This window comes from Paenibacillus sp. FSL H8-0315 (assembly GCF_038005365.1).
GTDB lineage: Bacteria > Bacillota > Bacilli > Paenibacillales > Paenibacillaceae > Paenibacillus_AQ > Paenibacillus_AQ odorifer.
This window is the reverse complement of the sequence record NZ_JBBOTA010000001.1, coordinates 667,529-687,717: the sequence shown is the minus strand read 5'-3', so window position 1 is coordinate 687,717 and position 20,189 is coordinate 667,529. Positions and strand designations below refer to the sequence as shown.

Genomic DNA, 20,189 nt, shown 5'->3' with positions numbered 1-20,189 from the left:
TGCGGCCGGCCATTACTTGTGAGAGAAGGGTTAAGATGAGCCTAAAACCGGTGGAACTGCAAATTGCTTTGCCTCGCACCACGGAGGCGGGCAAGCTTCAGAATGAATCTCAGCAACGTCCTGCTATCGACCAACATCAATTGGCTGGGCAAAATGTAAAACAAAGTCAGGAATTGGCCATGCGGAGCACTGAAGTGGATGAGTCTTCTGAATCAGCTTTACGGGATGGCGGTGGAAAAGGCAATCAGCATTCAGGTGGCAATTCTTCGTCAGATAAACATTCGAACCCGCCTGCAACCCGTGATGCTGAGCATCCTTACAAAGGCCAACGCATTGATCTAAGTCTTTAATAAGAATCTACACGAATCTACATCTGATATGTAAAAGGAGATAAGGCACTTGCAACCATGGGTTTATATTGTGCTAGTAGGTGTCGCCGCTATTCTTTATGCCCTTTTACTTCCCGCACGTGTAAAGGAAGGAAAAGCTAATCAGCAAAGCCTCAAAGATACAGAGGCTGCGCTTGAGCTATATATGGCAGACATAGAGCGCGAGAATGAGGAACTGGTACAATTAGTTAGTAGTATTAAACAACAATCGCAAACTAATCATAATGTACTGCAGGGACAGGTTAATGAATTACAGAGTCAAGTGGTAGAGTTGCAGAACAGCTCTTTAAAGCTAGAAGCACGAGTGGCCGAGGAAGAAAAGAGTTTGAAAGAACTTGCAGTGTCGGTTGAACAAGGTTCGAAGGTTAAAGTTGGTGTAAACGAAGATCCGTCTCTCCCAGCAGAGATGAGTTCAGTGTCGCCAGATGTGAAAGCGAAACCTATTAGTTCGATAAAATTACGTTACCCAAGATTGTTTGAACTGCATGAGCAGGGCAAATCGATAGACTCCATTGCCAAGACAGCTGGACTTCAGCGAGGGGAAGTGCAACTGATTCTGCAACTTGCCAAACAGGAGGAATCGGTATGATTAAGAACCGTTCATTCTTGTTCGGGCTAGGCACAGGACTAATTACTGGCGCTTTATTACTTCAATTAATGATCTCCGGTGGAGCGGCTCCACTTACCAAAGAACAAGTTCTACAGGGTGCGGAGAAACTGAATATGAAAGTCATCGATGAAGCTGCAGTACCTTCCTCAGGGGAAACTGAGAATGATAATAAAGAGGAAGTCACAGAGACCGGGGGGGCGACAGCAGAAAGCAAGGAGAACGTCAGCTCCTCTGCGCCGGCTGCTGCAGCCTCCCCCACGCCGGCAGTGTCACCTACAACGCCTGAGAGCTCTGATAAAGCCATTGCGCCGAACAAGCCATCTACGCCTACTAACGGCAAGGTTGAGCAGCCAAAGGTCACTCCCAAGGCCAGTGCCGCTCCAACCGCTGTAGCTCCTGTAACGCCTAAAGTCACAGCAAATGCTAGTGTTTCTGTTCGAATTCCATCTGGCAGCACATTGACCGCAACAACAGATATTTTAGCGAAGGCTGGCGTCATTAAAGATAAGTCTACTTTTCTAGAGGCTGCAAACAAACGTAAGATTAATACCAAAATTCAATCCGGTTCTTATAGCTTTAATAAGGGAGAAAGTATTGACTCGATAATAGAGAAATTAATAACTTTAAAGTGATCGTTGCATACACTGAGATAATATGGTATAGTAATTGACGGTGTTAAAACACACGCCGGTTGATTTCGACAAGGGGTGCTTTCTTCTGAAGAAAGTCTTGCTGAAAGATGACGCATGGCGGAGGAGACACACAATAAACCAAACTTAGGAGGTGTGTGAAGATGGCAGTAATCTCCATGAAACAGCTTCTAGAAGCTGGGGTACACTTCGGTCACCAGACTCGTCGTTGGAACCCAAAGATGGATCGTTATATCTTCACTGAAAGAAACGGAATTTACATTATTGACTTGCAAAAAACAGTCAAAAAGGTAGAGGAAGCTTACAACTTTGTAAAAAGCGTCGCTGGTGACAACGGCACAATCCTATTCGTAGGAACAAAGAAACAAGCTCAAGATTCCGTAAAAGAAGAAGCAGAACGTTCCGGTATGTTCTTCATTAACCAACGTTGGTTGGGCGGAACTCTTACCAACTTCCAAACTATCCAAAAGCGTATTGATCGCTTGAAGAAATTGGAATCTTGGGAAGAAGACGGTACTTTTGAAGTACTACCTAAGAAAGAAGTTATCCTTCTTCGCAAAGAGAAAGATCGTCTTGAAAAATTCTTGGGCGGTATCAAGAACATGAAAGGTCTTCCAAGCGCGCTGTTCATCATTGACCCGCGTAAAGAGCGTATTGCAGTTGCAGAAGCTCGCAAATTGGGTATTCCAATCGTAGCTATCGTTGATACTAACTGTGATCCAGACGAAATCGACTACGTAATTCCAGGTAACGACGACGCTATCCGCGCTGTTAAATTGTTGACTGGTAAAATGGCAGACGCTGTTGTTGAAGCTCACCAAGGCGAAGACACAACTACTGCTTAAGTAGCGACTAACACATACAAGAACTTAAATGAAAAGGGTGGTTGGCAGGTGGATAACCTCTCACTGCCCTTTTTTTAGGATAAAGGCCTTGAATAATGTAAGAAAACGACAATTACCTGGAGGGAATAAACAATGGCAGTTGATGCAAAAGCAGTAAAAGAACTTCGTGAAAGAACAGGCGCTGGTATGCTTGATTGTAAAAAAGCGCTTGAAGAAGCTAATAACGATATCACTAAAGCAGCAGAATTGCTTCGTGAAAAAGGCCTGTCTGCAGCAGCGAACAAAGCAGGACGTATTGCTACTGAAGGCGTTGTAGAATCTTACATCCACGCTGGCGGCCGTATTGGTGTACTTGTAGAAATCAACTGCGAAACTGACTTTGTTGGTAAAACAGATTCCTTCAAGGAATTTGCTCGCGATATCGCTATGCAAATCGCTGCAGCAAACCCGCGTTATGTTCGTCGTGAAGAAGTTCCACAAGAAGATGTTGAAAAAGAAAAAGAAATCCTGAAAGCTCAAGCTTTGAACGAAGGTAAGCCTGAGAAAATCATTGAAAAAATGGTTGAAGGACGTATTGGTAAATATTACGAAGAATATTGCTTGCTTGAGCAAACTTTCGTTAAAGACCCTGACAAAACAATCTCCCAATTGTTGAATGAAAAAATCAGCACCATCGGAGAAAACATCTCGATCCGTCGTTTTGCTCGTTTTGAACTAGGCGAAGGTTTGGAAAAGAAAGTGGATAACTTTGTTGAAGAAGTTATGGCACAAGTTAATCAATAATAGTTTCATCATAAATGTGAAGAATTGAATAAAGGCAAGCATCAGAAGAGCGGAACACGTACACGTAGTGTTCCGTCTTTTGCAGAAAGTGAGGGTATACATTTGGAACAGCCGGTATTTAAGAGAGTAGTCCTTAAGGTAAGTGGAGAGTCTTTGGCAGGACAAAACGGATATGGTATTGATGCCGACATGATTATTTCCATCGCTGAACAGATCAAGGAAGTTGTAGAACTTGGCGTTCAGGTTGCGATTGTTTGTGGCGGGGGGAACATTTGGCGCGGGATCGCGGGCAGCGCAAGCGGCATAGATCGCGCTACTGCAGATTATATGGGCATGCTGGCAACAGTAATGAACTCACTTGCACTGCAGGATGCATTGGAGCAAATCGATGTGCCAACAAGAGTACAGACTTCGATCTCGATGCAGCAAATTGCTGAACCATACATTCGTCGTCGTGCGATTCGCCACTTGGAGAAGGGCCGTGTTGTTATTTTTGCAGCAGGCACAGGTAACCCATTCTTCTCAACAGATACTACTGCAGCACTTAGAGCGGCAGAGATCGAAGCAGAAGTTATTCTGATGGCGAAAAATAAGGTTGATGGAGTATATTCTGCTGATCCGTTCAAAGATAGTACCGCTGAGAAATTCGAACAGCTTACTTATATGGATGTTCTGAACAAAAACCTCGGTGTTATGGATTCAACAGCTTCATCTTTATGCATGGATAACAATATACCGCTCATTGTATTTGCCATTACAGAACAAGGCAATATCAAACGTGTCGTTCTCGGTGAGAAGATCGGAACGATTGTTAAAGGGAGTGTAGATTAATGCCACAATCGGTCAAAAAAAATGCTGAAGAGCGTATGGAAAAAGCGATTTCATCGCTGAAACGTGACTTGGCGACATTACGTGCAGGACGTGCAACAACATCGCTTCTCGATCGTATTCAAGTTGAATATTACGGGGCACCTACTCCAATTAATCAGCTGGCCAACATTAGTACTCCGGATTCCCGGACACTGTTGATTCAGCCGTGGGACAAAACATCGATGTCTGATATTGAACGGGCGATCATGAAATCCGATATCGGATTGACACCTGCCAATGACGGCACCATTATTCGTCTTTCTATCCCTCCGCTGACTGAAGAGCGTCGGACGGACTTGGTTAAGCTGACTAAGAAATTTGGTGAAGAAGCGAAAGTAGCGATCCGCAACATTCGCCGTGATGCCAACGATGATATTAAAAAGATGGAGAAAAACGGTATCTCTGAAGATGAGTCCCGTGGCCATCAGGAAGACATTCAAAAAACAACGGATAAGTTCATAGCCGAAGTTGACAAAGTGCTTGTTTCCAAAGAAAAAGAGATTATGGAAGTTTAATGATATTCAAGAGACTTAAGGCCCCTCCGTTAATGGTGGGGTTTGTCTCTTTCTGATAAGAGCTTGGAGGAAACGGAAATGATCAAACGGATTCAAGCGTGGCTGAGCCGTAAAGACAGGCAACAGTCAGTCGAGATTTCACCGGATAACATTCCCCGGCATGTGGCTGTGATAATGGATGGTAATGGACGCTGGGCTAAACGGCGCGGCTTACCGCGCGTTATGGGTCATCAGAACGGCATGAAGGCTGTCAAACGTGCTACGATCGCTGCAGACGAATTAGGTATTAAATACTTAACGATGTATGCGTTCTCGACAGAAAACTGGATACGCCCGAAAGAAGAAGTCGATTACTTGATGCGTTTGCCTGGGGAGTTTCTGGCGATTGAGCTTGATGAGCTAATCGAGAAGAATGTTCAAGTACGCATGATGGGTGACGCTGACGCTTTACCTTCATATACCCGTAAGGCTATGGAAGAGGCGGTAGCTCGAACAAAAGAGAATACTGGATTGATCTTAAATTTTGCTCTTAACTATGGTGGACGCAATGAAATAGAAGGCTGTATGCGCAGCTTAGGGAAAGATATCCAAGCTGGTATATTGTCGCCAGAAGAAATTACATCAGAGTTGATTAACAACAGACTATTAACTGCTGGTTTACCCGATCCTGATTTGCTGATACGTACAAGCGGAGAAATTCGGCTTAGCAATTTTATGTTATGGCAGGTTGCCTATAGTGAACTGTGGTTTACTGATGTGTACTGGCCTGAGTTCGACAAAGAGCATTTGCATCAGGCCGTTGCTGAATATCAACGACGAACACGCCGTTATGGTGGACTGAAGTAGCTTGTTAGGAGATGGAACCTTTGAAGCAGCGATTGATTACCGGAATTGTTGCCGGAGTATTATTTTTAGGGTTATGTGTACTGGGAAACTGGCCGTATCAGGTTCTGCTTATTGCTATGGCTCTTATAGGTTTTTATGAATTTGTCAAAATGATAGGTATTCCTACGCTTTCCGGTACTACTGTTCTGGGTTACGCAGCTATTCTGAGCTTCATGATCCCATGGGATTTGCTTGGTGTTAATGAGCCGTTGTCCTGGGAGCAAGGGATTTGGATTCTGCTGTTATTGTTCCTTCTGGTCACCGTTTTTACTAAAAATAAATTAGATATTCGAGTAACAGCCTTGCTGTTTACTGGTATTGTATACATTGGAATGGGCTTCTCTTATATGGCCGTGGCTCGTGCATCGGATGACGGACATGGTTTGTTCTGGACTTTTTTGCTCCTGTTCTGCATTTGGGGCAGTGATGCGGGGGCATATTTTGTAGGCAGAAGCTTTGGCAAGAACAAGCTCTGGCCGGCCATCAGTCCTAACAAAACGGTGGAAGGTGCTGTTGGCGGGGTACTGATCTCGATGCTTATTTCTATCGTGTTTGCGCTGCTTGCTCCTGAATACTTGACGATAGGACGAGCATTGCTTATTGGGCTTTCTTGTGCGATATTAGGACAGCTTGGAGATCTTGTGCAGTCAGCTTATAAACGTGCGTATGGCATTAAAGACTCAGGTACACTTTTGCCAGGGCATGGCGGTATTCTTGATCGATGTGACAGCTGGATTATCGTATTTCCATTCGTACATATTGTAATGCTTATGCCTTACTATTAAACGAAGGGAGAGAGAGTATAACTATGAAAAAAATAAGTGTTCTAGGTTCGACGGGTTCGATCGGCACTCAGACTCTAGATGTCATCGCAATGCACCCAGACTCTTTTGAAGTAGATGGCTTGGCGGCCGGAACAAATACAACATTATTACTGGAGCAAGTTCGTCGTTTTAACCCGCGTAGAGTCTCTGTGGCAACGAAAGAGCTGGCAGATGAGATTAGATCCAGCCTACCTTCTGGTATAGAGCTTTACAGCGGGAATGAAGGGCTTGTTGAAGTGGCGGCTGGCGGCGATGCCGAAATGGTCGTAACGGCTGTTATGGGAAGCGTAGGGCTTCAATCAACACTAGCGGCAATTGAAGCTGGCAAACATATTGGACTCGCCAATAAGGAGACATTAGTAACGGCCGGACATTTGGTCACTAATCTCGCTAATCGTAAGGGAGTTAAGCTGTTGCCGATTGATAGTGAGCATTCAGCTATTTATCAATGTCTCAATGGCGAGAACATCTCAGATATTGCCTACATTACTTTAACAGCATCCGGCGGCTCATTCCGCGACTTCACGCGTGATCAGCTTAAGGATGTGACGGTAGAAGATGCGCTTCGTCATCCGAATTGGAGCATGGGCGCGAAAATAACGATAGATTCTGCTACAATGGTGAACAAGGGCCTAGAGGTTATTGAAGCACATTGGTTATTCGGTCTTCCGTATGAACAAGTGAATGTGCTGCTGCACCCGGAGAGCATCATTCACTCATATGTTGAATTCCGTGACAGCAGTATTATTGCCCAGCTTGGCAATCCCGATATGCGTGTCCCGATTCAATATGCACTTACTTATCCAGATCGTTGGGAATCTCCGGCACAGCGTTTGTCGTTAGCAGAGATAGGACGTTTGACCTTCCGTGAAATGGACTTTGAACGTTACCCTGCACTGAAGCTAGCGATAGATTGTGGAAAAGCTGGTGGAACAGCGACTACGGCTTTTAATGCTGCGAACGAAATAGCTGTTGCTCGATTCTTGAGTCATGAGATCTCTTTTCTGCGTATTGAGGAGATTATCGGAGAAGTGCTAGATCGTCATAATAACGAGCATAATCCGAATCTGGAACAAATTGAATCCTGTGATAGACGTGTTCGAGAACTGGCAGCTACGCTGTAGAACGTTGAAAGATCTCCTTTTAGAAATATAAGAAAGTATAAGTTTCACTTTATACATTATCCTTATATTTCTCGCGTAAACGCGTACCGTCTCCTTAAAGGGACACCGATGGCGTTATTGCTGGACTGGAAATACTTACTTTGCCCTAAAAATAGGTTGGGACAGTTGATTCTCTTGTGCCTGATCGGAGAATAATGATAAATTAAGAGGACATACTTCGGTCTTACACCTAAAGGGGGATGATACGTTTGGAAATGGTTCAGGTCGTTTTTTTAACGGTGCTCATGTTTTTTGTACTTGTGACTGTACACGAATGGGGTCACTATTATTTTGCCAAACGCGCCGGTATTCTCGTGAGGGAATTTGCTATCGGTTTCGGTCCGAAACTGTTTTCTTATAAACGGAATGAGACTCAGTTCACTCTTCGCTTACTGCCTTTTGGCGGTTATGCCCGTATGGCTGGTGAAGATCCTGAGATTGTCGAGATTGGTTCTGGACAGACCATTGCGGTAAGGCTCGGACAAGACAATAAAGTTAAAAACATTTATCTGGATGCACTAGACACCCGTAGAAATGTTATCCGTGGTGAGGCGCTGAATACCGATCTCGAGGATAAATTGCAGATTACCTTAGATGTGGACGGAGAAGTTACTACTTATGATGTTCATCCGCAAGCGATGATGATTAAAGGAACGCAACAGACACAAATTGCACCTAAAGATCGTCAATTCGGCAGCAAGACCGTGGGTCAGCGTGCGTTGGCTATTGTTGCGGGTCCTGTGATGAACTTTCTGTTAGCCTTTGTACTCTTCGCCATCCATTTGCAAATGGTCGGTATTCAAGTTGAAAATCCTACTTTTGTTAAGATTGGCGACGTCTCCGAAGGAATGCCTGCCCAAGAAGCAGGACTCCAAAAGGGCGACATCATTGTCTCCATCAATGGTGAGAAAATCGGTGCTGATTACCAAAAAATGATTAGCTTGACCTCGGAGTCCAAAGGGAAAGAAATGAACTGGACGCTGCAGCGGGGAGAGGAAACCCTTAACGTTACGCTAGTTCCTCGTAGTATGGAAGGGCAAGAAGGCGGTAAAATAGGCATCACTCCTGAGCTGCCTACTCGTAAAGCTGGTTTTGGCGAGACGATAACAGGTTCAGGAAAAGCTATGGTCGATACGACAGAAGCTATCTTTTTGGGCTTTAAACAATTGATCAATAAATTCAATATGGATGATATTGGAGGTCCGGTTCGTACGTTTGAGGTAACCGGTCAAATTGCTCAACAAGGTATTCAGTATCTTACATACTGGGCCGCTATTTTGAGTCTATATCTGGGGATATTTAACCTCTTGCCGATTCCGGCACTCGATGGAAGCCGTCTGGCATTCCTAGGTGTAGAGGCACTGCGTGGCAAACCTGTGGATCCGGGTCATGAAGGCATGGTTCACTTTGTAGGTTTTGCACTGCTATTTTTATTAATGATTGCTGTTACGTATAATGATATTTTACGTTTGATCAGCGGCTAATTTTCTTCGGGAGGCATTCCATTACATGGCAAAAGATAAACAATTCGTTACGGAAATCACGCCGCAAAGCGAGGATTTCTCACGCTGGTATATTGATGTTATTAAAAAAGGAGACTTGATGGATTACTCTCCTGTTCGTGGCTGTATTGTATTTAAGCCAGAAGGCTATGAAATATGGGAGCATATTCAGGAGGAAATGAACCGTCGCCTCAAGGAAACTGGGCATCGAAACGCTTATTTTCCAGTGTTCATTCCAGAGAGTTTCTTTCAGAAGGAAAAGGATCACATTGAAGGCTTTAATCCAGAGCTGCCATGGGTAACAGAAGCGGGTGGTGATGTACTTGAGGAACGTCTCGCAGTTCGTCCTACTTCAGAGACCATGTTTGGCCACATGTACTCCAAATGGATTCAATCTTATCGTGACCTTCCTGTACTTATCAATCAATGGGCGAACGTGGTTCGTTGGGAGAAACGTACATTGCCATTTATCCGCACTACTGAGTTTCTTTGGCAAGAAGGGCATACCGCGCATGAGAATGAAGCGGAAGCTCGTGAAGAAACTATGCGGATGCTGGATAACTACCGTGATTTTGTCGAGACCTATCTTGCCATTCCGGTTATTACCGGACAAAAGACACCTTCCGAGCGTTTTGCCGGTGCGGTAGATACGTATTCTATTGAAGCGATGATGAAGGATGGACGCGCTGTTCAGGCTGCTACTTCACATTACCTCGGCACCAAGTTTGCCACAGCTTTTGAGATTCAATATTTAAGCCGTGACAATAATTTGGAGTATGTACACACTACTTCATGGGGCTCAACCACTCGCTTGATTGGCTCCCTGATTATGGTGCATGGAGATGACCGCGGTCTTGTTCTGCCGCCTAAGGTAGCTCCAACGCAAGTTATTATGATTCCTATCGGACCTCCTAAGACCCGCGAAGCTGTGATTGGGCGGACGGACGAGCTGTTCAAGGAATTGAAGAATGCTGGCGTTCGTGTACGTGTGGATGATCGTTCAGATGTTACCCCAGGCTGGAAGTTTAATGAATATGAAATGCGTGGAGTGCCAGTACGTTTGGAGCTTGGACCACGTGACATGGAGAATGGCGTCTGCGTTCTCGTCTCACGTGTCACCGGTGAGAAGAAGGTTATTCAACAGGAAAACCTCGTAGAAGAGGTTCAAACAATGCTTGAACAGGTTCACAATGAAATGTTCGAACGTGCGCTGAAATTCCGTGAGGACCATTTCTATTCTGTAGATTCCTTGGAGGAAATGAAAGCTTCGATGGACGAAAAACGTGGATTTGCTCTAGCGGGATGGTGTGGTTCCGAAGAATGCGAGTCCAAAGTTAAGGAAGAGACAGGTGCGGGTAGCCGCAATATTCCTTTTGATCCAGCGGAGACTAAGCAAGTCTGCATATGCTGTGGCCAACCAGCCAAGCATACTGTGGTTTTTGCAAAGGCATATTAATCTTTAGGCACCGATCAACAGTCTTGTAGTATTTTAATTTAGCTTCTGGCGAGAGGAGTCGGCGGGCCGTAAGAACCCAATGCTTTTTGAACCCAGAAGCTTTTTAAAATATAAGAATTTATAGGTTTTCACTATAAATTCTTATATTTTTACGAGAAACAGTTGTCGTCTTTAAAAGTCGACTACATCGTTTCTTCTTATCATATTGTACTTTCACTGTATATCATGGATAGTTTTAACTGGGTTATTAAAGGTGGGAGGAAAGCATGGAACAAAACCAGGAGAGAAGAAAAAGGTTCGAGCTCTTGATGAAGCAGGGTGAAATTCCACCTGCAATCATGGACCCCTACTTTTTGGATGGGTATATAGAACGTGTTGAGATCAGTCGTGGCAACCGGGACTGGCAAATCGTTATAGCGAAAGATAGTCTGGTTCCAGCACAGGTATATCGGACATTTTGCCTTAGAATGCGTGAGAAGCTACAGCATATAGCTAAAGTAAGCTTTTTGTTCCTATATGATGAGAAGGTTAGCAGAGCGGAGCTTGTCCAGGAATATTGGGGACTGTTTCTGGAGTGGGTACATCGGGAGATTCCATCGGTAAACGGCTGGCTGACCCGCTCCTCACAGGAGCTTAAAGAGGATACTTTAATGTTAACGATGAGTGATTCCACTTCGATGGAGTTAGCTCGCAAAAAAAGCATCGATGGAGCAATTATTAAATTTTATGATAAGTATTTCGGTCTCTCCTTAAAGGTTAAATTACTAATGGCGGAGAACGAAAATAATAATGTTGAAGCATTCGAAGAATTTCAGCAAAAGCTTCAGCAAGAACAACGCGAGATCGTTGAGCAGATGATGACTGCTGTGGAAACAGAAGCTCCTGCTGATGATAGCGATCCTAATGAAGTAATTAAGCTTCAAGTGGGGTATGAAATTAAGGAACAGGCCGTGCCGATTCTTGAAATTCAAGATGAAGAGAAGAAAATTACAATTCAGGGTACCATTTTTGGTCTGGATCGTAAGGAGCTTCGCAATGGCAGTACCTTGTTCACTTTCAGTCTGACCGATTTTACGGATTCTCTACAAATGAAGATGTTCGCGAAGACTAAAGATGATCTGAAGGTTATGAGTCAGCTAGCTAATGGCAAATGGGTAAGAGCACGCGGGAAAGTAGAATATGACCGTTTTATGCAGATTCCTGAGCTCGTGATGATCCCTTCGGATTTAACGGAAGTTAAGGCACCGCCTGCGCGTAAAGATACAGCTCCTAAGAAACGGGTGGAATTCCACCTTCACACTACGATGAGTACGATGGATGCGGTCACTCCGATCACTACCTATGTCAAAACAGCTGCCCAGTGGGGGCATCCTGCGATTGCGATTTCTGATCATGGCGGCGTTCAGGCTTTTCCTGATGCAAACCATGCAGCTCATAAGCATAAGATAAAAATGATTTATGGCGTGGAAGCTAATGTTGTAAATGACTCTGTGAATATTGTCGAGAACGCTCAGCCTTTGGACTTGAAGACAGCTACCTATGTAGTGTTTGATATAGAAACCACGGGTTTATCGATTACCCGCAATAATATTACGGAGCTGGCGGCCATTAAAATGTGCGAAGGCAAAGAAGTAGACCGTTATTCTACTTTTGTTAATCCGCATGAGAAAATCCCTTATCATATTCAGCAATTGACCAATATTACGGATGAAATGGTTAAGGATGCTCCTGATCTTGAGCCAGTACTGCGTAAGTTTGTTGAATTTGTGGGTGATAGTATCCTTGTAGCTCATAACGCCAGATTTGATATGGGTTTTATTCAGGCCTCGTTACGTAAAATAGGTGAACCTGTGCTTCCGAATCCATCTCTTGATACGCTTGAGCTCGCGCGGTTACTATATCCAAGCATGAAGAATCACAGGCTGAACACATTAGCCGATAAATATAAAGTTCTTCTGGAAAGCCATCACCGTGCGATTGATGATACCATAGCACTCGGCGGTATATTAACAGGATTGCTCGCAGATGCTGAAAAGATGAAGGGCATGACCCGCCTTGATCGACTAAACGATTATGTGGGTAATGATCTTTCGAACACACGACCGTTCCACTGTAATATTTATGCACTAAATCAAATAGGGAAAAAAAATCTCTATAAGCTCATTTCCATGTCACATACGGAATATTTCAAACGTGTACCTTGTATTCCGAAATCCAAGCTGGAAGAGCATAGAGATGGACTGCTCGTGATTTCGGGTTGTGAACGTGGAGAGTTTTTTGAAGCAGTACTCAACAAAACGACTGAGGAAGCCATGGAGGTTGCTCATTTTTATGATGTGCTGGAGATTCAGCCATTGACCATGTACATGCACTTGGTGGACAAGGGCTTTGTAGCAGGCCCTGATGAGCTTCGCGATGTAGTCCGGAAGGTTTGCGAAATAGGGGAACAGTTGAATAAACCTGTTATCGCAACGGGGAATGTACATTATCTTGAACCCCGGGACAAGCTGTATCGTGATATTACGATTAATGGGATCACGGGCTTTAGTCCGCTTAAAGACCAACGCAAACCGGATGCACACTTCCGCACAACAGATGAAATGCTGTCTGAATTCGAATTTCTTGGTGCTGAAAAAGCGATGGAAGTCGTTGTCACAAATACAGTTGAGCTGGCGGAGCGTTTTGAAGAACTGGAGCTATTTCCAGATAAGCTATTTACACCAATTATTGACGGGGCGGACGAAGAAATTCGCGAGACCTGCTACAATACTGCCAAATCCATTTACGGTGAAGAGCTGCCTGAGGTAGTTATTGCCCGTTTGGAGAAAGAGCTTGCACCGATTATTAAATACGGGTTCTCTGCCAACTATTTGATTTCTGAACGTCTCGTTAAAAAGTCAAATCAGGATGGGTATCTCGTAGGCTCGCGGGGTTCCGTAGGTTCTTCTGTAGTAGCTACATTTCTAGGAATTTCAGAAGTTAATCCTTTGCCTGCGCATTATATTTGCCTAAACCCCGAGTGTCGCCATAATGAATGGTTCCTGGACGGTAGTGTGCGGAGCGGATTCGATTTACCAGATAAAGTCTGCCCGGATTGCGGTCAGAAGCTCAAAGGTGAAGGCCAGGATATTCCGTTCGAGACCTTCCTTGGATTTAAAGGGGATAAAGTCCCCGATATCGACTTGAACTTCTCAGGGGAATATCAGCCGAATGCACATAACTTTACCAAAGAAATGTTTGGTGAGAAAAATGTATTCCGTGCCGGAACGATTGGTACCGTAGCTGAGAAGACAGCCTTCGGATTTGCAAAAAAATACGAAGAACTTCACCAGAAACGTTGGCGTGGAGCTGAAGTTGGCCGTCTGGCGGCTGGCTGTACAGGCGTTAAACGTAGTACGGGACAGCATCCGGGTGGTATAGTCGTTGTTCCAGACTATATGGAGGTAGAAGATATTACGCCAGTACAATTCCCGGCGGATGATGTCAATGCTGAATGGAAGACCACACACTTTGATTATCACGCTTTTGACGCGAATTTGCTGAAGCTTGATATTCTGGGTCATGATGATCCGACGATGATGCGGATGCTTCAGGATTTGACAGGTGTTGATCCAACTTCTATCCCGATGAATGATCCGAAAGTAATGAGCATGTTTAACTCTACAGATGCACTTGGAGTAAGACCTGACGAAATCAGATCACCGGTTGCGACCTATGGTGTGCCCGAAATGGGTACCAAGTTCGTACGTCAAATGCTTATTGAGTCGAAGCCGTCCAGCTTTGCTGACTTACTGCAAATATCAGGTTTGTCTCATGGTACTGGAGTTTGGCTTGGTAACGCTCAAGAGCTTATAAAGAATAACACTTGTAACATTAAGACCGTTATCGGTTGTCGTGATGACATCATGCTCTTCTTAATTTATAAAGCGGGAATGGATGCGAGCTTGGCCTTTAAAATTACCGAGAGTGTTCGTAAAGGTAAAGGTTTGTCTGACGAGTGGATCGAGGAAATGAAAAAGTGCAAGGTCCCACAATGGTATATTGATTCTTGTCTAAAGATTCAATACATGTTCCCGAAGGCGCATGCTGCTGCATACGTAATTTCTGCAGTGCGTACCGCCTACTTCAAGCTGTATCATCCTATTGAATATTATGCGACTTATTTCTCTGTACGTGCAGCAGATTTTGATATTGAATTGTGCTGTAAGGGGTATGAAGCCATCAGCCGTCAGATCGTAGAAATTGAGCAAAAAGGATTTCAAGCTTTGCCTAAGGAAAAGGCTATGTTGCCTGTCCTTGAGATGGCTTTGGAGATGACGGCACGTGGGTTTACATTCAAAAACATTGATCTTTACCGCTCAGAAGCGAATAAGTTTATTGTTGATGACAAGAGTTTGATCCCTCCGTTTTCTGCTTTAGCGGGAATTGGTGAGAATGCTGCTATCAACATAGCTGCTGCGAAAGATGCTGGCGAGTTCCTGTCTATTGAAGATTTCCAGCAGAAATCAAAGGCAAGTAAGACGGTTATTGAGCTGCTGACCGGCATGGGCTGCTTCCGCGGCTTACCGGAAAGCAATCAACTTTCCCTATTTTAAAGGCTTTAACAACACTTATTTCATGGCTAGAAAAGAGTGCTCCAAAGGGGGAGTCAAGGGCTAGCACTTGTCAGTCCAGTTTCCCTATGGTATAATTTCTTTGGTAATAATGAGATAAGTCCGTTGTGTAAAGAGTGGGGAAACCCACTCTTTATCTTTGGTATATAGCAAAAGACAAGTTCGTGGAGGTAATTTTCTTTTGAGCACACCCAAATCTAAAATTAAACAAACGGTAGAGCAGATGCTCGGGCCCTATCTCGACGACAATGGTTTCGAACTGGTGGACGTTGAATACGTGAAGGAAGGCTCCAATTGGTTTCTGCGTATATTCGTAGATAAAGAAGGCGGCATTGATATTGATGACTGCGGGATCATTAGCGAATATTTCAGTCAGAAGTTAGATGAGAATGATCCTATTCCTGAGGCATATTTCCTTGAGGTTTCCTCGCCGGGAGCAGAGCGTCCTCTCAAAAAAGCTGCGGATGTAGCTAAAGCGGTAGGTAAGGACGTGTATGTGACTGTTTATGAGCCGATTCAAGGACTCAAAGAATTTGAAGGTCGTTTGCTCTCGTTCGAGAACGAGGAACTGCTCATCTCCGCGGGCAAAAAAGAACATGTAGTACCGTACGCCAAGGTCGCAAGTGCGAGATTGGCCATTATTTTTTAACGTCTTGAAAGGGGGGCCGGAAATTCATGAGTATGGAGTTTATTGAAGCAATGAATGAGCTGGAGAGGGAGAGAGGCATCAGTAAAGATGTGCTGTTTGAAGCGATTGAAGCGGCGCTGATCTCTAGTTATAAACGTAATTTCAATGCAGCACAGAACGTGCGTGTTGACATGAATCGCAATACAGGTGTCATTAAAGTGTTTGCCCGCAAGTTAATTGTTGAGGAGGTCCTGGATACAAGGACTGAAATCTCGTTGCCGGCAGCCAGAGAAATTAACCCGCATTTCCAGCTGGAAGATATCGCTGAGCTTGAAGTGACACCGCGTGATTTTGGACGTATTGCCGCACAGACTGCTAAGCAGGTTGTAACTCAACGAATTCGCGAGGCAGAGCGTGGACTTATCTATAATGCTTTTATCGACAAAGAAGATGATATCGTTACTGGACTAGTTCAACGTCAAGATATGCGGAACATTTACATTGATCTTGGTAAAATCGAAGCGGTTCTTCCGCTTAGCGAATTGATGCCAGGTGAAAAGTTCAAACAAAGCGAACGCATCAAGGCTTATATCACAAAAGTTGAGAATACAACAAAAGGTCCGCAGATTATGCTCTCCCGCAGTCATCCTGGATTACTGAAGCGTCTGTTCGAGCTTGAAGTTCCTGAAATATTTGACGGTGTAGTTGAGATTCGTTCTGTAGCCCGTGAAGCTGGCTTCCGCTCGAAGATTGCTGTGTATTCCCGCAATCCAGAAGTAGATCCCGTTGGTTCTTGCGTAGGTCCAAGAGGCACACGCGTTCAGACCATCGTTACTGAGCTTCGCGGTGAGAAGATCGATATCGTCCGTTATTCTGATCTGGTGCAGGAATATGTTGCGAATGCACTTAGCCCTTCAAAGGTTCTTGAAGTTCAAGTCTTTGAAACGGAGAAGATGGCGAGAGTTATCGTTCCTGACTATCAATTGTCACTGGCTATCGGTATTAAAGGGCAAAATGCACGTCTTGCCGCTAAACTTACCGGCTGGAAGATTGATATCAAGAGTGAAACTCAAGCGGAGCAGGAATACGGCAGACCGAAATCTTCTATTGATGAAATGCATCAGGATTCCGTCTCCATAGATTAATTAACCTGCTTGACGGGAGGCGTTTGTAATGAAACAAAAAAAGGTGCCGCTGCGTAAATGCGTTGCTACCCAAGAGATGATGCCTAAAAAAGAGCTGATTCGTGTGGTAAGAACGCCTGAAGGTGAAGTGCTGATTGATCTGACGGGCAAGAAGTCAGGCCGTGGTGCTTACATATGCGGCAAGCTTGAATGCTTTCAGCTGGCACAAAAGAACAAAGCACTTGACCGTGCATTGAAATGTCAAGTGAGTCCTGAAATCTACGCCCAGCTAGCCCGGGAGTTTACTTCCGTGGAAGAGCAGTTTCTAGCAGCAAAGGATAGTGAGGATAATGAGTAAGGCGCTTTCTTATTTAGGGCTTGCCATGAGAGCAGGCAAGATAGTCACCGGTGACGAGGCTGTACTCAAAGCTGTACGGTCTTCAGAGGCGAAGCTGGTCGTTCTGGCAGGTGACGCTTCAGATAATACCCAAAAAAAGTTCCGTGATAAATGCGGAACTTACGATATTCCACTAGTAATCGCATTTCACCGGGATGAACTCGGTGCAAGTATTGGTAAAGACCAGCGCGTAGTACTGGCCATTACGGATAAAGGATTCGCGGAAATGATCTCCAAGCAACTCGGAGATACTGTCGGAGGTGGATTTATTGACTAAAGAAGAGAACAAAGATAAATTGCGCGTGTACGAATACGCCAAGTCACTAAACATGAGCAGTAAAGAAATTATTACTATTCTGAAGCGTTTGAATGTCCCTGTGAATAATCATATGAGTGTCATGGAGAATGGATCCGTGAACAAAGTTGAACAGTTCTTTAAGGATATCAAATCAAATGCTGCAGCCAAGCGGGATACCGGCACCAGCAGCCGGCCGGTAACAACCGGTGCGGTAACAGCCGAACCTCAAAGTGCTCAGAATGCCAACAAAAATCAACAGGAAAAGCAGGTAGGTATGAACAGTAACCAAAACAACAACCAATCGACGACGTCCCCAAGGCCCCAAAGCGGACAAGATTCCCGCAGAACACAAACAGGTTCAACGCAGAATGCACGTCCGCAACAAAGCGGTGCTCCACGTACTAACAGTACTAGCAGTACTAGTAGCAGCCGCCCGCAAAGCAGCAGTACTGGCGGCAATCGCCCACAAGGTAGCAATACCGGTGGCAGCCGTCCGCAAAGCAGTAATACTGGCGGCAACCGTCCACAAGGTAGCAATACCGGTGGCAGCCGTCCGCAAGGTAGCAATACTGGTGGTAGCCGCCCACAAGGCAGCAACACTGGTGGAAGCCGTCCACAAGGCAGCAATACAAGTGGCAGCCGTCCGCAAGGACAAAGCAGTGCACCACGCACTGACAGCCGTCCACAAGGTCAATCTGGCACAGGCGGAGGTTTCACACGCGGTGATGACAGAGGTCCTAAAAAGAACACAACTGGTGGCAGACCGAATAATAATCAAAGACGTTTCGATGATGGTAAAGGTGGTAACTACCGCGGTCGTGGTGGTAAGAATGGTCGTGGCAAGAACCAGCCAATGGTACACCGCGAGAAAATCGATAACACACCTAAGAAAATCATCGTTCGTGGCAGCATGACCGTTGGTGAAACAGCGAAATTGCTTCACAAGGATGCTTCTGAAGTAATCAAAAAGCTGATTTCGATGGGTGTTATGGCTACCATCAACCAAGAACTTGATATCGACACCATTTTGCTGCTCGCTGCTGAATTTGGCGTAGAAGTAGAAGTGAAGATTCCTGTTGACGAGGACAGCTTCGAAACAGTGGAAGAGAATGACAATGAAGAGGATCTTCAGACTCGTCCTCCAGTAGTTACTATTATGGGTCACGTTGACCATGGTAAAACTACACTACTTGATGCTATTCGTTCGACCAATGTGACGCTAGGCGAAGCCGGCGGAATCACTCAGCACATCGGTGCTTATCAAGTCGAAATCAACCAAAAGAAAATCACGTTCCTTGATACACCTGGTCACGAAGCATTTACTGCTATGCGTGCTCGTGGTGCACAGGTTACGGATATGACAATTATCGTAGTAGCTGCTGATGACGGTGTTATGCCTCAGACCGTTGAAGCTATTGCACACGCTAAGGCTGCTGGACTTCCGATTATTGTCGCTGTTAATAAAATCGACAAACCGGGTGCAGATCCTGATAAGGTGAAGCAAGAGCTTACAAGTTATGAACTTGTTCCTGAAGAGTGGGGCGGAGATACCATCTTCGTTAACCTCTCTGCGAAACAACGTATTAACTTGGAAGAACTGCTGGAAATGATCCTGCTCGTAGCTGAAGTTAATGAGTACAAAGCGAACCCTGACAAACGGGCACGCGGTACTGTTATAGAAGCTGAGCTTGATAAATCCCGTGGACCAGTTGCTCGTATACTCGTTCAGAACGGTACGTTGAAAGTCGGCGATGCCTTTGTAGCAGGTAACTGCTTCGGACGTGTACGTGCGATGGTCAATGATAAAGGTCGTAAGATCAAAGAAGCTGGACCATCTACTCCAGTAGAAATTACTGGTTTGACTGAGGTGCCACAAGCTGGCGATCCGTTTATGGCTTTCGAAGATGAGCGTAAAGCGCGTGCGATTGCTGATAGACGTTCTACTTCCCAACGTCAATCTGAGCTGAATACGAACACCCGTGTAACTTTGGATGATCTGTTCCAGCACATTAAAGATGGCGAGATCAAAGACCTTAACGTGATTATCAAAGCTGACGTACAAGGTTCAGTCGAGGCGCTTAAAGGATCCTTGGCTAAGATCGAAGTGGAAGGCGTACGCGTGAAGATCATTCACAGCGGTGCTGGTGCGATTACTGAATCCGATATTACGCTTGCAGCAGCATCGAATGCTATCGTTATCGGCTTTAATGTTCGTCCAGACGCACAGACCAAAGCTGCTGCTGAGCAAGAAAAAGTAGATGTTCGTCTGCACAACATTATCTACAACGTAATTGAAGAAATCGAAAGTGCCATGAAAGGTATGCTCGATCCTATCTATAAAGAGAATGTTATCGGTCACGCCGAAGTTCGCAGCGTGTTCAAAATCAGCAAAGTGGGTACCATTGCAGGATGTATGGTTACTTCCGGTAAAATTACCCGTAATGCTGAAATGCGCTTGATCCGTAGCGGAATCGTAGTGTTCACAGGTAAGGTTGATACTTTGAAACGTTTCAAAGATGATGCCAAAGAAGTGGCGCAAGGTTATGAATGTGGCATAACTTTGGAACGCTATAATGACGTCCAAGAGGGCGACATTATCGAAGCGTTTCTTATGGAAACTGTAGAGCGCTAAGCGAA

At 44.9% G+C, this 20,189-nt stretch carries 18 protein-coding genes; all 18 read left to right on the top strand.

Going from position 1 to position 20,189, the window contains the following annotated elements; translation table 11 throughout:
* The first annotated feature begins 35 nt into the window (after positions 1-35).
* The 18 genes from MHB56_RS02820 to infB all read left to right on the top strand — a co-directional run bounded on the left by MHB56_RS02820 (position 36) and on the right by infB (position 20,184).
* Positions 36-350 carry a hypothetical protein gene (locus tag MHB56_RS02820; RefSeq protein ID WP_076127826.1) on the top strand — a complete coding sequence of 105 codons (315 nt, stop codon included), beginning with the start codon at positions 36-38 and terminating at the stop codon, positions 348-350.
* A 49-nt stretch (positions 351-399) separates the two neighbouring features.
* The gene (locus tag MHB56_RS02815) at positions 400-978 is read left to right on the top strand and encodes a hypothetical protein (protein WP_076127828.1); all 579 of its coding nucleotides are present in this window, start codon (positions 400-402) and stop codon (positions 976-978) included.
* On the top strand, positions 975-1,631 hold the full coding sequence (locus MHB56_RS02810) for an endolytic transglycosylase MltG (RefSeq protein ID WP_341143238.1): 657 nt from the start codon (positions 975-977) through the stop codon (positions 1,629-1,631). The genes MHB56_RS02815 and MHB56_RS02810 overlap by 4 nt, the downstream gene beginning before the upstream one ends.
* Before the next feature lie 161 nt (positions 1,632-1,792).
* Complete coding sequence (gene rpsB / locus MHB56_RS02805; protein ID WP_036688493.1) at positions 1,793-2,494, top strand: 30S ribosomal protein S2; 702 nt, start codon at positions 1,793-1,795, stop codon at positions 2,492-2,494.
* 132 nt (positions 2,495-2,626) lie between these two features.
* Entirely contained in the window at positions 2,627-3,277 is a 651-nt protein-coding gene (gene tsf, locus MHB56_RS02800; RefSeq protein ID WP_036688492.1) for a translation elongation factor Ts, read from the top strand.
* A gap of 102 nt (positions 3,278-3,379) precedes the next feature.
* Entirely contained in the window at positions 3,380-4,108 is a 729-nt protein-coding gene (gene pyrH, locus MHB56_RS02795) for a UMP kinase (protein ID WP_036688491.1), read from the top strand.
* Positions 4,108-4,662, top strand: a complete 555-nt coding sequence (gene frr, locus MHB56_RS02790; protein WP_076127832.1) for a ribosome recycling factor — start codon at positions 4,108-4,110, stop codon at positions 4,660-4,662. Before pyrH ends, frr begins: the two co-directional genes overlap by 1 nt.
* A 78-nt stretch (positions 4,663-4,740) precedes the next feature.
* Entirely contained in the window at positions 4,741-5,508 is a 768-nt protein-coding gene (locus tag MHB56_RS02785) for an isoprenyl transferase (RefSeq protein WP_076127834.1), read from the top strand.
* 20 nt (positions 5,509-5,528) lie between these two features.
* Positions 5,529-6,332: a phosphatidate cytidylyltransferase gene (locus MHB56_RS02780; protein ID WP_341143237.1), complete on the top strand. Its 804-nt coding sequence runs from the start codon at positions 5,529-5,531 to the stop codon at positions 6,330-6,332.
* A 23-nt stretch (positions 6,333-6,355) separates the two neighbouring features.
* Complete coding sequence (locus MHB56_RS02775) at positions 6,356-7,495, top strand: 1-deoxy-D-xylulose-5-phosphate reductoisomerase (protein ID WP_341143236.1); 1,140 nt, start codon at positions 6,356-6,358, stop codon at positions 7,493-7,495.
* Between the two features lie 248 nt (positions 7,496-7,743).
* Positions 7,744-9,018 carry an RIP metalloprotease RseP gene (rseP, locus tag MHB56_RS02770; protein ID WP_076127839.1) on the top strand — a complete coding sequence of 425 codons (1,275 nt, stop codon included), beginning with the start codon at positions 7,744-7,746 and terminating at the stop codon, positions 9,016-9,018.
* 25 nt (positions 9,019-9,043) lie between these two features.
* Entirely contained in the window at positions 9,044-10,492 is a 1,449-nt protein-coding gene (gene proS, locus MHB56_RS02765; protein WP_036688477.1) for a proline--tRNA ligase, read from the top strand.
* 266 nt (positions 10,493-10,758) lie between these two features.
* Positions 10,759-15,087: a PolC-type DNA polymerase III gene (locus MHB56_RS02760; RefSeq protein WP_076127841.1), complete on the top strand. Its 4,329-nt coding sequence runs from the start codon at positions 10,759-10,761 to the stop codon at positions 15,085-15,087.
* A gap of 199 nt (positions 15,088-15,286) precedes the next feature.
* On the top strand, positions 15,287-15,754 hold the full coding sequence (rimP, locus tag MHB56_RS02755; RefSeq protein ID WP_076127842.1) for a ribosome maturation factor RimP: 468 nt from the start codon (positions 15,287-15,289) through the stop codon (positions 15,752-15,754).
* A 26-nt stretch (positions 15,755-15,780) separates the two neighbouring features.
* Positions 15,781-16,878 carry a transcription termination factor NusA gene (nusA, locus tag MHB56_RS02750; RefSeq protein WP_076182615.1) on the top strand — a complete coding sequence of 366 codons (1,098 nt, stop codon included), beginning with the start codon at positions 15,781-15,783 and terminating at the stop codon, positions 16,876-16,878.
* 28 nt (positions 16,879-16,906) lie between these two features.
* Positions 16,907-17,215 (top strand): RNase P modulator RnpM, encoded by a 309-nt coding sequence (gene rnpM, locus MHB56_RS02745; protein WP_036688467.1) that lies wholly within the window; start codon positions 16,907-16,909, stop codon positions 17,213-17,215.
* Positions 17,208-17,531 carry a YlxQ family RNA-binding protein gene (locus tag MHB56_RS02740; protein ID WP_036688466.1) on the top strand — a complete coding sequence of 108 codons (324 nt, stop codon included), beginning with the start codon at positions 17,208-17,210 and terminating at the stop codon, positions 17,529-17,531. Before rnpM ends, MHB56_RS02740 begins: the two co-directional genes overlap by 8 nt.
* Positions 17,524-20,184 carry a translation initiation factor IF-2 gene (gene infB, locus MHB56_RS02735; protein WP_341143235.1) on the top strand — a complete coding sequence of 887 codons (2,661 nt, stop codon included), beginning with the start codon at positions 17,524-17,526 and terminating at the stop codon, positions 20,182-20,184. The genes MHB56_RS02740 and infB overlap by 8 nt, the downstream gene beginning before the upstream one ends.
* The last annotated feature ends 5 nt before the right edge of the window (positions 20,185-20,189 follow it).